This window comes from Microbacterium umsixpiens, from assembly GCF_053543675.1.
Window position 1 is genome coordinate 1 of the sequence record NZ_JBLVOH010000029.1, and the last position, 13,351, is coordinate 13,351.

A 13,351-nucleotide genomic window follows, 5' to 3' on the forward strand; every position below is an offset into this window, starting at 1 on the left:
CAGGCGTTCCTGTTCACCGCGGGACCTTGCGATGCCTCGTCCGCCCACGTCGAGAACGGCTACCTCACGGGCGAGGAGGTCGAGGAGCTGGCGCGGCGCGGCGCGGTCGGTGACGTTCTCGGCCGCTACGTCGATGCCGAGGGCAACATCGTCGACTCGCAGCTCGACGCCCGGACGGTCGGCGTGTCGCTCGACCGGCTGCGCGGAGCCGCCCACGCGATCTTCGTCACGGCGGGCCCCGCCAAGCACGACATCGCACGCACGGTCGTGACCAGTGGCCTGTGCGGTGTACTGGTGACCGATGAGACCACAGCACGAGCATTGTTGGAGGAACAGTGACGACCACAGAAATCAGCCGCAGGACGGCGGTGGATGTCCTCGGCGGTGAGCCGGACGATGCCACCCTCCGTCGCTTCCTGCACGGGCTCCCCGGCGTCGACGCGGTCGGCCTGGAGCAGCGCGCTGCGGGCCTCGGCACCCGCTCCATCAAGACCACGTCGAAGGCCTGGGCCCTCGACACCATCATCAAGCTGATCGACCTCACCACACTCGAGGGTGCGGACACTCCTGGCAAGGTGCGATCGCTCGTCGCGAAGGCGAAGAATCCGGACGCCGCCGACCCCTCGACCCCTCGGGTCGCGGCCGTGTGCGTGTACGGCGACATGGTGGGCGACGCGGTCACCGCCCTGGGCGGCCTGCACGGCGACCCCGACGACGGTCTGATCTCGGTCGCGGCAGTGGCCACGGCGTTCCCGAGCGGCCGTGCGTCGCTCGCGATCAAGCTCGCCGACACCGCCGAGGCGGTCGCCGCGGGCGCAGACGAGATCGACATGGTCATCGATCGGGGAGCCTTCCTCTCCGGGCGCTACGGCCTCGTGTTCGATCAGATCGCCCAGGTGAAGGAAGCCTGCCGCCGCGAAGACGGTTCGTCCGCCTCCCTCAAGGTGATCCTCGAGACCGGTGAACTGAACACCTACGACAACATCAAGCGCGCTTCCTGGCTCGGCATCCTGGCGGGAGGCGACTTCATCAAGACGTCGACCGGAAAAGTGCAGCCTGCGGCGACCCTGCCGACCACGCTGCTGATGCTCGAGACGGTCCGCGACTGGCACCGCGGCACGGGTGAGAAGATCGGCGTGAAGCCGGCCGGCGGCATCCGCTCCTCGAAGGACGCGGTGAAGTACCTCGTCACGGTGGCCGAGACCGTGGGGGAGGAGTGGCTGCAGCCGCACCTGTTCCGCTTCGGTGCGTCCAGCCTTCTCAACGATGTGCTCCTGCAGCGTCAGAAGCTCAGCTCCGGCCACTACTCGGGCCCCGACTACGTCACGATCGACTGACGGGAAGACGAACATGTCATTTCTGGAATACGCTCCCGCACCGGAGTCCACTGCGGTCCTGAACCTCAAGAACAGCTACGGGCTGTTCATCGACGGCGAGTTCGTCGACGGGTCGGGCACGCCCTTCAACACCATCTCCCCGGCGACCGAGAAGCACATCGCGGAGATCGCCTCCGCGAGTGACGACGACGTGGACCGTGCGGTCAAGGCGGCGCGTCGCGCCTACGAGAAGACCTGGTCGCGGATGAGCGGCCGCGACCGCGGCAAGTACCTCTTCCGCATCGCCCGCCTCGTGCAGGAGCGCGCTCGCGAGCTCGCCGTCGCGGAGAGCCTCGACAACGGCAAGCCGATCAAGGAGAGCCGCGACGTCGACGTGCCGCTCGTCGCCTCCTGGTTCTTCTACTACGCGGGCTGGGCGGACAAGCTCGATCACGCCGGGCTCGGCGCGAACCCCCGCGCTCTCGGCGTCGCCGGACAGATCATCCCGTGGAACTTCCCGCTGCTCATGCTCGCGTGGAAGATCGCGCCCGCTCTCGCCGCCGGCAACACGGTCGTGCTCAAGCCCGCCGAGACCACGCCGCTCACGGCGCTGATCTTCGCCGAGATCCTGCAGCAGGCCGACCTTCCGGCCGGTGTCGTGAACATCGTCACCGGCGCGGGAGCCACGGGCTCGACGCTCGTGCGTCACCCCGATGTGGACAAGGTCGCCTTCACCGGCTCGACCGGCGTCGGTCGCGACATCGCGCGCGCCGTGGCCGGTACGAAGAAGAAGGTGACGCTGGAACTGGGCGGCAAGGCCGCGAACATCGTGTTCGACGACGCTCCGATCGACCAGGCCGTCGAGGGCATCGTCAACGGCATCTTCTTCAACCAGGGCCACGTCTGCTGCGCAGGGAGCCGCCTGCTGGTGCAGGAGTCGATTCACGATGAGGTCGTCGACCGGCTCAAGGCGCGCCTGTCGACTCTGCGCCTCGGCGACCCGCTCGACAAGAACACCGACATCGGTGCGATCAACTCGGCGGCGCAGCTCGCCCGCATCCGCGAGCTGAGCGATATCGGCGAGGCCGAAGGTGCGGAGCGCTGGACGGCGGACTGCGCGATCCCCGAGCAGGGGTTCTGGTTCGCTCCGACCATCTTCACCGGAGTCGAGGCGTCGCACCGCATCGCCCGTGACGAGGTCTTCGGTCCCGTGCTCTCGGTGCTCACCTTCCGCACACCGGCCGAGGCCGTGGCGAAGGCGAACAACACGCCCTACGGGCTCTCGGCAGGCATCTGGTCCGACAAGGGATCCCGCATCCTCGCGGTGGCTGACCGGCTGCGCGCCGGCGTGATCTGGGCCAACACCTTCAACCGCTTCGATCCGTCGAGCCCGTTCGGTGGATACAAGGAGTCCGGATACGGCCGCGAGGGCGGACGCCAGGGTCTCACCGCCTACCTCAAGGGAGCCACAGCATGAGCAAGCGCCTGACCGTCCCGAAGACGTACAAGCTCGCGATCGGCGGGGCCTTCCCGCGCAGCGAGTCAGGTCGCACGTACGAGGTGCTCTCGCCCAAGGGTGAATTCCTCGCCAATGCCGCGAAGGGTTCCCGCAAGGATGCCCGTGACGCCGTGGTGGCCGCGCGCGCCGCGGTCAAGGGCTGGTCCGGGGCGACCGCCTACAACCGCGGCCAGGTGCTCTACCGTGTGGCCGAGGTGCTCGAGGGGCGGCGCGCGCAGTTCATCGACGAGATCGTCGCCCAGCAGGGGCTCTCGTCCTCCGCTGCGGCCACGCAGGTGGACGAGGCCATCGACCTCTGGGTCTGGTACGCCGGGTGGTGCGACAAGTACGCCCAGGTCGCGGGTAACGCGAACCCGGTCTCGGGCCCGTACTTCAACATCTCGGTTCCGGAGCCGACGGGCGTCGTCGCGATCATCGCGCCGCAGGATTCCGCGCTGCTGGGGCTGGTCTCGGTCGTCGCTCCGGCGCTCGTGGCGGGCAACACGGTCGTGGTGGTGGCCAGCGAACGGCATCCGCTCTCGTCCATCAGCCTCGCCGAGGTCCTGGCCACGAGTGACGTGCCGGGCGGCGTCGTCAACGTGCTGACAGGTTCGCCTGCGGAGGTCGCCCCGTGGCTGGCGTCGCACCAGGATGTGAACGCCCTCGACCTCGCGGGTGCCGGCGACCTCGACTGGGTCGACATGCAGATCGCGGCCGCCGACACCCTCAAGCGTGTGCTCACTCCGGGTGAGGTCGTCGCCTCTCCCGAGCGGATCGGCGCCTTCACCGAGGTGAAGACGGTCTGGCACACCAAGAGCATGGTCTGACGCGGCTCTGCAGATCTCGTGAGGGGTCGGGAATCGCCGCCCCGGAACCCGGGATAGCGGCGGTTCCTGACTCCTCACGTGTCGCGACCCGATGCCGAGTGCGGTCCAATGCGGCCCAGTGTCGTATGCAGCGGTTAGGCTCGAAGGACGATCTCTGATCCCCCCATAGGAGGACGCGCATGGCCCGCATCGGTGAAAGCGCTGACCTGTTCAAATGCTCATTCTGCGGAAAGAGTCAGAAGCAGGTCCAGCAGCTGATCGCCGGACCCGGCGTGTACATCTGCGACGAGTGCGTCGAGCTCTGCAACGAGATCATCGAAGAGCGGATGGCCGAGTCCTCCGGCGACGGTGTCGCGGAGTTCGAGCTGCCCAAGCCGCGTGAGATCTTCTCGTTCCTCGAGGAGTACGTCGTCGGTCAGGAGCCCGCCAAGCGCGCTCTCTCCGTCGCCGTCTACAACCACTACAAGCGCGTTCGTGCACTCGGCACTCTGCAGTCCGCCGAGCAGCGGGCCGAAGAGGTCGAGATCGCGAAGAGCAACATCCTGCTCATCGGTCCGACGGGTTGCGGCAAGACCTATCTCGCGCAGACGCTCGCCAAGCGTCTCAACGTCCCCTTCGCCGTGGCCGACGCCACGGCCCTCACCGAGGCCGGGTACGTCGGCGAGGATGTCGAGAACATCCTGCTCAAGCTGATCCAGGCGGCCGACTACGACGTCAAGCGCGCCGAGCAGGGCATCATCTACATCGACGAGGTCGACAAGATCGCGCGCAAGGCCGAGAACCCGTCGATCACGCGTGACGTCTCGGGCGAGGGCGTGCAGCAGGCGCTGCTGAAGATCATCGAGGGCACGGTCGCCTCGGTTCCGCCGCAGGGCGGCCGCAAGCACCCGCACCAGGAGTTCCTGCAGATCGACACCTCGAACGTGCTGTTCATCGTCGCGGGGGCTTTCGCGGGGCTCGAGGACATCGTGTCCGCGCGCGTCGGCAAGCACGGCATCGGCTTCGGTGCCCCGCTGCACGACAAGGGCAAGGACCTCGACCTGTTCAGCGAGGTGCTTCCCGAAGACCTGCACAAGTTCGGCCTGATCCCCGAGTTCATCGGTCGTCTTCCGGTCGTCACCTCGGTGTCGCCGCTCGATCAGGCCGCGCTGATCGACATCCTGACCGGCCCGCGCAACGCGCTGGTGAAGCAATATCAGCGCATGTTCGAGATCGACGGCGTGCAGCTCGAGTTCGAAGAAGACGCGCTGCGTTCGATCGCCGACCTCGCCGTCGAGCGCAAGACCGGTGCCCGTGGGCTCCGCGCCATCCTCGAAGACGTCCTCGGGCCGATCATGTTCGAGATCCCCTCGGCAGAAGACGTCGCCAAGGTCATCGTGACCCGCGCGGCCGTCGACGAAGGCGCGCCGCCCACCATCGTGATGGAGCGCAAGCGCAAGAGCGCGTGACCTCGATCAGGCCAGCGGCAAGATGAGGTCGGTGCGCAGCTCTGCCGGCGTTGTGCTCGGATCGGACACGTACACCTCGATCCACACACCTCCGGGACTGAATCCCTGCGCTCCGGCGCGTTCGACGAGGCCCGCCCATCCGGCACCGAGTTCCTCGTAGGAGCCGAACACGGTCGTCGCGACAGCAGGCCCCTCCGGCAGGGCCGAGCCGATGATGACACTCCCGCTCGCCGTGGGGATCGGATTCTCCGGCGGGGAGACCACGGGGTAGCCGAGTTCGAGATCGAAGACGTCCATCGGGTCGCCGTGGTAGATCGCGAGCGCGGGGCCGGCCGGGGTCAGCACGTCGCCGGCGAACGTCAGGGCGATCGCCGAGTAGCCCGCGTCGAACGCGTCGGAAAGGTCGGCGATGCGGATGCCGTTGTGACGGATCACCGCGAGCGGAACGGCGTCGAGGTCCAGACGGTCAGCCGGGCCGAACGGTGCGTCGGGGAATGCGTTCATGCCCTCAGGGTCTCACGACTCAGCCGCCGAGACCACGGCGCTTCAACAGCGGCTCGATCTCGGCGTCGCGACCCCGGAAGTCGCGGTACGCCTCCAGGGGGTCCTTCGAACCGCCGACCCCGAGCAAGCGCCCGCGGAACCGGTCACCGTTGGCGCGGGTGAGCCCGCCGTTCTCCCGGAACCAGTCGACCGTGTCGGCATCGAGCACCTCGCTCCAGATGTAGGAGTAGTAGCCCGCGCTGTACCCGCCGGAGAAGACGTGCGCGAAGTATGTGGACGAGTAGCGGGTGGGGACAGCCGGGTCGTCGAGGCCGATGTCGGCGAGGGCGGCGGCCTCGAACGCGGCGACGTCGCCGATCTCCGCGTCGACGCCCACGCGGTGCCACGCCTGGTCCAGCCATGCGGCGGCCAGGTACTCGCTCGTCGCGTGGCCTTGATCGAACGTCTCGGTCGCGCGCAGACGCTCGACGATGGCGGGGTCGAGGGGTGCGCCGGTCTCGTGGTGTCGGGCGTAGTTGTCGAGGACCTCCGGCCAGAGGATCCACATCTCGTTCACCTGGCTCGGGAACTCGACGAAGTCGCGGAACACGTTCGTCCCGGCGAAGTGCGGGTAGGTCACCGTCGCGAAGAGTCCGTGGAGGGCATGTCCGAACTCGTGGAACAGCGTGGTGACCTCGTCGAGCGTCAGCAGCGTGGGTTCGCCGTCGCCAGGGAGCGGCACGTTGAGGTTGTTGACGACGACCGGTGCGGTGCCGCGCAGGCGGGACTGACTCACGATCGCGTTCATCCACGCCCCTCCGCGCTTCGAATCGCGCGTGTACAGGTCGAGGACGTACAGGCCGACGGGAGTCCCGTCGTCGTTGCGCACCTCGAACACGCGAGTCCCGGGGTGGTAGGCCACCAGGTCCTCGCGCTCCGCGAACGTCACACCGTACAGCTGCGTCGCGGCGAAGAAGACTCCGTCCTGCAGCACGCGCTCCGCCTCGAACCAGGGGCGCAGGGCGCTGGAGTCGATGTCGTACCGCGCCGTGCGCTCCCGTTCGGTGTAGTACGCCCAGTCGTGGGCCTCCACGGTGAACGGCGTGGATTCGGTCTCGTCGACGATCGCCTGCAGAGCGGTGTGCTCGGCCGTCGCATTACGTGCGGAGGGCGCGGCGAGCCGACGCAGCATCTGCTCGACGGCATCGGGAGTCCCGGCCGTCTCGTCGGCGGTGACGTACGCCGCGTGCGACTCGTACCCGAGCAGAGCCGCACGCTCCGCCCGCAGCCGCACGATCTCGAGGAGGACCGGGCCGTTGTCGTTCGCGTTGTCGCGGGATCCGCGCGCGAGAGAGGCGGCCATGATGCGCCGTCGCGACTCCCGCACTCGCAGCTGGGCCAGGGCGGGGTGTCCCGTGAACAGCGGCAGCGTGATGAGCAGCTTGCCGTCGAGCCCGCGGTCCGTCGCGGCACGCGCCGCGGCCGAAAGCTCTCCGGTGCTCAGACCATCGAGCTCCGCGGGGGTGTCGAACACGAGGGCGAGGTCGTTCGTGTCGTTCAGCAGGTTGCGCTCGAACGTGTTCGTGAGTGTCGAGAGCTTCTGGTTCAGCGCCGTCAGCTGTTCTTTGGCCTGGTCGTCGAGGCCGGCACCCGCGTGCGTCATCTCGCGGTGGTGGCGCTCCACCAGGTAGCGCTGCTCGGCGTCGAGACCGAGAGCATCCCGCTGCTCGAACACCTGCTGCACGCGCCAGTACAGCTGCGCGTCGAGGGTGATCGCGTCCTGGTGGGCGGCCATGAGGGGTGCGAGCTGCTCGTCGATCTCCTGGATCTCCGGCGTCGCATCCGCGGAGCTGACCGTGTAGAAGGCGTGCGCGACCCGGTCGAGCAGCTCGCCCGAGCGTTCGAGCGCCTCGAGGGTGTTCTCGAAGGTCGGCATCGATCGCACCATCGTGATGCGGGCGACCTCGCGGAGTTGCTCCTCGAACCCGGCCTGGAACGCCGGGAGATAGTGCTCGGGCCGGATCGCGGGGTAATCGGGGAGCCCGAAGGGGAGAGTCGACGGCTGGAGGAGCGGATTCGTGGCGTCGGTCATCCTCCGAGCCTATCCACCGAGGTCATCAGAGCTCAGGAATCGTCAGGAGAGTCTTGCAAAGAAACACTTGCAAAGAAGTCTTTGCAAAGGTATCTTTGCATACATGACGAACGGGACGCAGGTACGGACGCTCGATGCCGGGGCACTCAAGGCGCTGGCGCACCCGCTGCGGGTGAAGATCTTCGACCTCCTCGCGGCTCGCGGCCCGCAGACCGCCAGTTCGCTGGCGGCCCTGGTGGGGGAGACCTCCGGATCCACGAGCTACCACCTTCGCGCACTCGCCGCGCACGACCTCATCCGCGAGGTCGAGGGACGAGGCACCGCCCGCGAGCGGTGGTGGGAACGGCCGAAGGGACGGATCGACGTTCCCGGTCCCGACGCGATGACCTCGCCCGCCAATCGCGCGGCGGCCCAGATCGTCAACTCGGAGTTCTTCCGTCTTCGTCACGAGACCCTCATGGCCTACGTCAATCGCCCTCAGGCGGACGTGCCGGAGGAGTGGCGCGACACCGGCGTCATCATGACCACGCACCTGGATCTGACGCCGGAGCAGGCGGTGTCGCTCCGCGATGAGCTCGAGGCGATCGTCGAGGGCGCGATCGAGCGCTACCGGGGTCAGGCCGGCCCGGACGTGCGGCGGGTGTCGCTGCGAACCGAGCTCTTCGACCTGTCGACACCGTCGACCGCGTCATCCGCACCCGCCACCGACTCGGAGGAGGAATCATGACCACCGCAACGCTTCACCTGATGGCTCCGACCCACACCGAGGCTCGGCTACTTCGGCTGGCCGAGACTCTCACCGCATGGGTCGCTCGCCGCGTCGCGCGCCGGGCCGAGCGGCACGCGCGCGTTCTCGACAGACTGCGGCAGCAGCAGACACCGACACAGGATCCGCAGTCGTTGACCCGCGCGCTCGCGCAGCTTGACATCCCTCGGTTCTGAAGGAGGCCGAAGTCTCTCCGTGCGGGCGGGCTCAGTCCGTGAAGGGGCGGGCGACGACCTCGCCGGATGCGGCCTGGAAGACCTCCCAGCCGGCGTCGAGCTCCGCGATGGCGCGGCCCTCGAGCCAGGTGAGGGTCCAGTGGCCGGTGAGGCCCTTCGCCTCCACCGCGGCGATCGCGGGACGCAGCGATGCGGGGACCGAGGCCGGTGCCTCGGATCCGGCCGCCCATCGAGTGCCGAGCTGCATCAGGAACCCTCGACCGGTGCGAGATCGATCGCGGTGACCGCGAACTCCTCGGCCTCGCTGAACTCGAGCTCGGCGATGCGGCCGACGGCGCGGAGGTCATCGGCGGCGGCACGGAGCGCCTCGAGCTTCGCAGCCGGAGCGGCGATCGCGGCGCGCGAGACCGGAGTCTTCTGCGACGCCTTCGCCTCGGTCTTCGCCCGACGGATGCCGATCAGCGCCTCACTCGCGGCAGCGAGCACGGCCGGGTCGCCGTCGATGCCGAGCGGCGTGGGCCACTCCGCCGTGTGCACGGATCCTTCTTCGAACCACGACCACGATTCCTCGGTGGCGAAGGACAGCACCGGCGCCAGCAGGCGGAGGAGCGTCGAGAGGGCCAGGCGCAGCGAGAGCGCGGCGGAAGCCTGACCCACGTCGGCCTGGTTGTAGGCGCGCTCCTTCACGAGCTCGAGGTAGTCGTCGCAGAAGGTCCAGAAGAACGCCTCGGTCAGTTCGAGCGCGCGGGCGGCGTCGTAGCGATCGAACGCCTTGGTCGCCTCGGTCACCACACCGTCGAGGGCGGTCAGCATCGATGCATCCAGGGCATGCGTCACCTGCGCGCCCTCGGGCACGGGGAACGACAGCACGAACTTGGCCGCGTTCAGCACCTTGATGGCGAGGCGACGGCCGATCTTCACCTGCGTCGGGTTCTGCGGGTCGAACGCCGCATCCATGCCGAGTCGGCTCGATGCCGCCCAGTAGCGCACCGCGTCGGAGCCGTGAGCTTCGAGCACATCGGCCGGGGTGACGACGTTGCCCTTGGACTTCGACATCTTCTTGCGGTCGGGGTCGACGATGAAGCCGGAGATCGCGGCGTTACGCCACGGGGTCCGGTCGTCTTCGAGAGTGGAGCGCAGCATGGTCGAGAACAGCCACGTGCGGATGATGTCCTGACCCTGCGGGCGCAGGTCGAACGGCGCGGTGAGGTTCCAGAGTTCCTCGTCGCGCTGCCAGCCACCCGCGAGCTGCGGCGTGAGGGACGACGTCGCCCAGGTGTCGAGGATGTCGGCCTCGGCGTCGAACCCGCCGGCCACGCCGCGCTGGTCCTCGGTGTATCCGGCGGGGACATCGGTCGTCGGGTCGATCGGGAGCGTCGCCGCGTCGGGGGCGAGCACACGGTCGTAGTCACGCTCGCCGTTCTCGTCGAGCGCGTACCAGAGCGGGATCGGCACTCCGAAGAACCGCTGGCGCGACACCAGCCAGTCGCCGGTGAGGCCGCCGACCCAGTTCTCGTAGCGCACGCGCATGAACTCCGGGTGCCAGGCGAGCTCCTGACCGTGGGCGATGAGCGTGTCGCGCAGCTCGCCGTCGCGGGCGCCGTTGCGGATGTACCACTGGCGGGTCGACACGATCTCGAGCGGACGGTCGCCCTTCTCGAAGAACTTCACCGCGTGGTTGAACGGCTTGCCGACGGCCGTCATGTCGCCGGTCTCCTGCAGCTTCTCGACGATCGCCTTGCGCGCGCTGAACACGGTCTTGCCCGCGAGCTCCTCGGCGTACCAGGAGACCGCCTCCGGGTTCTCGACGGACGAGGGCGCCTCGGGGAGGAAACGTCCGTCGAGGCCGATCGTGGTCATGTTCGGCAGGGGCTCGTTCTCGGTGGTGCGCAGCTCTCGCCACCACACGATGTCGGTCACGTCGCCGAAGGTGCAGACCATCGCCGCTCCCGTGCCCTTGTCGGGCTGGGCGAGGTGGTGTCCGTGGATCTCGATCTCGGCGCCGAAGAACGGCGTCTTCACCTTCGTCCCGATGAGGTGCTTGTGCGGACCCTCCGGGTGCGTCACGAGGGCGATGCATGCGGGGAGCAGCTCCGGGCGCGTGGTGTCGATCGCGATCGATCCCGAGCCGTCCGCGAAGGGGAATTCGATCGTGTGGTACGCGGCCTGCTGGTCGCGGTCCTCGAGCTCTGCCTGCGCGATGGCGGAGCGGAAGTCGATGTCCCACAGGGTCGGTGCGAGTGCCTGGTAGGCCTCGCCGCGCTCGATGTTGCGCAGGAATGCGAGCTGGCTCTGGCGGATGGTGTCGTCCGAGATCGTGCGGTAGGTCTGGGTCCAGTCCACGCTCAGTCCGAGCTGACGGAACAGCGCCTCGAACTGCTTCTCGTCCTCGATGGTGAGGCGCTCGCAGAGCTCGATGAAGTTGCGGCGGCTGATCGGCTGCTGGTCGGCCGCGCGGCTCGACTTGTTGTCGCCGCCCTCGAACGGGGGCGTGAAGTCGGCGTCGTAGGGGAGCGAGGGATCGCAGCGCACGCCGTAGTAGTTCTGCACGCGGCGCTCCGTGGGAAGGCCGTTGTCGTCCCAGCCCATCGGGTAGAACACGGTCTTGCCGCGCATGCGCTCGTAGCGGGCCTTCACGTCGGTGTGCGTGTACGAGAACACGTGCCCGATGTGCAGGCTTCCGGATGCCGTCGGCGGCGGGGTGTCGATCGAGTACACGCCCTCACGGCCGGCCTGTGCCGCGCGCAGACGGTCGAACAGGTAGGTGCCCTGCTCCGCCCAGGCGGCGTCCCACTTCGCTTCGAGACCTTCGAGTACGGGCTTGTCGGGAATTCCGGTGGGAATCGATTCGGAAGCAGGCATGGGGTCTCCTCGAGCGATGTATGCGGCACTGTGTGAGCGTGCCTGAGTGTGGGGTGTGCGGACCAGTCTACCGAGCGAGCGGAAGGCCGGCTGGACACGGCGGAGTCGCCCGGCGCGGCGCGGATGTCCGCTCCTCCGCCCCTGGAAGGATCGGAGCATGACACCGCTGTCGTCCGCCTCCTCCCGTCCCCGCCTCGCCGACCTCGGCGTCCCGTCGGGGGCGTTCGCGCGCGGTGCGGAGAACGCGATCACCGATGTCGGCGGTGTCCGGATCGGGCATGCCACGTTGCACGGCGATGGTCTCCACACCGGGGTCACCGCGATCGTGCCCGACGCCCTGACCGGGGAGCGCCGCAGCCTCCCCGCGAACCTCTCGGTCGGCAACGGCTACGGCAAGCTCGTCGGTGCCACGCAGCTCCGCGAGCTCGGCGCACTGGAGACCCCGATCCTCCTCACCTCGACCCTGTCGGTCTTCCGCGTCGCCGACGCGCTGCTCGGACACCTGCTGGCGACCCCGTCCCACGCGCGGACGATGACGCTGAACCCGGTCGTGGGTGAGACGAACGACGGCTTCCTCTCCGACATCCGGCGCCGGGCCGTCGGCGAGGAGCAGGTGGTCCAGGCGTTGGAGGAGGCGGCCGCCGGCCCCGTCGTGGAGGGGTGCGTCGGGGCCGGTGCGGGGACGGTCGCTCTCGGCTACAAGGGCGGCATCGGCACGTCGTCCCGGCTCGTCGACGTCGCCGGACGGACGCGCACGGTCGGTGCCCTGGTGCAGACCAACTTCAGCGGGACGTTGCGGATCGCAGGAGTACCGCTTCCCGCGGAGGAGCTGCTGGCCGAGGCCGCAGCTCAACCCGTCGGTAACTCGTGCATGATCGTCGTCGCGACGGATGCGCCCGTCGACGGACGCCAGCTCGGGCGGGTGGCCGGCCGTGCGGTGTTCGCGATGCGGGGCGTCGGCGCCGACTACGCGCAGGGCAGCGGCGACTACGCGATCGCGTTCTCGGTGCACGATCCGGCGCTCGGAGGGCCGGTGGCGGACGACGTGCTGTCGCCGCTGTTCGCCGCCACGATGGATGCCGTGGAGGAGGCCCTGATCAACTCCGTGCTCGCCGCCGAGACGACCGTCGGCCCGGATGGTCGGACCGCGCGTGCGGTGCCCATCGACGAGGTCCGGGCGCGTCTCGCCCGCGCCGGGGCCGTCTGACCCGCGTGCACAGCCGCGGACTCACCCGGCGAGCGCGCTGCGGATGCCCTCGCCGATCGTGCGCATCGCGGCCAGCACCGGTCCGCGCCCATCCGTGCCGCGGTCCCAGTTCGCCAGCACCGCATAGGCGATCCGGCGATCCGGCGACATCACGATGCCCGTGTCGGCGCGCACCCGGGAGATCGTGCCGGTCTTGTTGAGCAGCCAGATGCCGCGATCGAAGCCCCAGTGAGCGAGCGGGTCGAGGTCGAAGGCGGACGCGACCATCGACAGGTCCATGCCCGCGCCCAGCCAGCGTCGGAGGGTGTCGGCCGATGCCGGGGTCAGGTCGGTCCCGTCGGCGAGACGCGTCATGAATCGCACCAGTTCGGTGGCGCTCGCATGCGACAGCGTCGTCGGAGCGCCGGGCGGGATCGGCCATCGCACGATGTCGTCCAGCGCGGAGGAGGTGTAGCCGAGGGCGCGCGTGTGCTCCTGGACCACGGGGATCCCGATCACCCGGCCCAGGGTGTTCGTCGCGGCGTTGTCGCTGACCGCGCCGATGAGGGCGGCCACGTCGTGGAGCGACAGCTCCGCCGCTTGCAGCAGGTACCAGAGTCCGGAGTCGTCGATGGACTCCACGGGGCGGCGCGTCACGCGCTCTTCCAGGCTCCGCGTCCCGGCATCGACCTCGGTG

The 13,351-nt window shown here is 68.8% G+C and carries 13 protein-coding genes; 8 read left to right on the forward strand and 5 right to left on the reverse strand.

Annotated elements, in window-relative coordinates; translation table 11 throughout:
- From ACNPM4_RS03090 to clpX, 5 genes are all read left to right on the forward strand, one after another.
- Positions 1–339 (forward strand): sugar-binding domain-containing protein (locus tag ACNPM4_RS03090; protein ID WP_448984661.1); only part of this gene is annotated, 339 nt, incomplete at its 5' end.
- Positions 336–1,337: a deoxyribose-phosphate aldolase gene (gene deoC / locus ACNPM4_RS03095; protein WP_029261629.1), complete on the forward strand. Its 1,002-nt coding sequence runs from the start codon at positions 336–338 to the stop codon at positions 1,335–1,337. The genes ACNPM4_RS03090 and deoC, both read left to right, overlap by 4 nt.
- A gap of 13 nt (positions 1,338–1,350) precedes the next feature.
- Positions 1,351–2,793 (forward strand): aldehyde dehydrogenase family protein, encoded by a 1,443-nt coding sequence (locus tag ACNPM4_RS03100; RefSeq protein WP_029261630.1) that lies wholly within the window; start codon positions 1,351–1,353, stop codon positions 2,791–2,793.
- Entirely contained in the window at positions 2,790–3,641 is an 852-nt protein-coding gene (locus ACNPM4_RS03105; RefSeq protein WP_029261631.1) for an aldehyde dehydrogenase family protein, read from the forward strand. The genes ACNPM4_RS03100 and ACNPM4_RS03105 overlap by 4 nt, the downstream gene beginning before the upstream one ends.
- 179 nt (positions 3,642–3,820) lie before the next feature.
- Positions 3,821–5,089: an ATP-dependent Clp protease ATP-binding subunit ClpX gene (gene clpX, locus ACNPM4_RS03110; protein WP_029261632.1), complete on the forward strand. Its 1,269-nt coding sequence runs from the start codon at positions 3,821–3,823 to the stop codon at positions 5,087–5,089.
- Positions 5,090–5,095: 6 nt separating this feature from the next.
- Here the strand turns inward: clpX and ACNPM4_RS03115 are convergent, their stop codons facing one another.
- Positions 5,096–5,593, reverse strand: coding sequence for a GyrI-like domain-containing protein (locus ACNPM4_RS03115; protein ID WP_448984662.1), 498 nt, complete (start codon positions 5,591–5,593; stop codon positions 5,096–5,098).
- A 19-nt stretch (positions 5,594–5,612) separates the two neighbouring features.
- Entirely contained in the window at positions 5,613–7,664 is a 2,052-nt protein-coding gene (locus tag ACNPM4_RS03120) for a M3 family metallopeptidase (protein WP_448984663.1), read from the reverse strand.
- Between the two features lie 103 nt (positions 7,665–7,767).
- On the opposite strand from ACNPM4_RS03120, the gene ACNPM4_RS03125 reads away from it, so the two are divergent.
- Both ACNPM4_RS03125 and ACNPM4_RS03130 read left to right on the forward strand, forming a co-directional pair.
- Entirely contained in the window at positions 7,768–8,391 is a 624-nt protein-coding gene (locus tag ACNPM4_RS03125) for an ArsR/SmtB family transcription factor (protein WP_448984664.1), read from the forward strand.
- Positions 8,388–8,606, forward strand: coding sequence for a hypothetical protein (locus ACNPM4_RS03130; RefSeq protein ID WP_029261636.1), 219 nt, complete (start codon positions 8,388–8,390; stop codon positions 8,604–8,606). Before ACNPM4_RS03125 ends, ACNPM4_RS03130 begins: the two co-directional genes overlap by 4 nt.
- A gap of 31 nt (positions 8,607–8,637) precedes the next feature.
- Here ACNPM4_RS03130 and ACNPM4_RS03135 read toward each other — a convergent pair whose 3' ends face one another.
- Together ACNPM4_RS03135 and valS are read right to left on the reverse strand one after the other, a co-directional pair.
- Positions 8,638–8,853: a hypothetical protein gene (locus tag ACNPM4_RS03135; protein WP_105710148.1), complete on the reverse strand. Its 216-nt coding sequence runs from the start codon at positions 8,851–8,853 to the stop codon at positions 8,638–8,640.
- Positions 8,853–11,468: a valine--tRNA ligase gene (gene valS, locus ACNPM4_RS03140; RefSeq protein WP_372466571.1), complete on the reverse strand. Its 2,616-nt coding sequence runs from the start codon at positions 11,466–11,468 to the stop codon at positions 8,853–8,855. The genes ACNPM4_RS03135 and valS overlap by 1 nt, the downstream gene beginning before the upstream one ends.
- 157 nt (positions 11,469–11,625) lie before the next feature.
- Between valS and ACNPM4_RS03145 the strand changes: the two genes are divergently transcribed.
- Positions 11,626–12,675 carry a P1 family peptidase gene (locus ACNPM4_RS03145; protein WP_448984665.1) on the forward strand — a complete coding sequence of 350 codons (1,050 nt, stop codon included), beginning with the start codon at positions 11,626–11,628 and terminating at the stop codon, positions 12,673–12,675.
- Positions 12,676–12,696: 21 nt separating this feature from the next.
- Here the strand turns inward: ACNPM4_RS03145 and ACNPM4_RS03150 are convergent.
- A partial coding sequence (locus tag ACNPM4_RS03150; protein ID WP_448984666.1) for a serine hydrolase occupies positions 12,697–13,351 on the reverse strand: 655 nt, incomplete at its 5' end.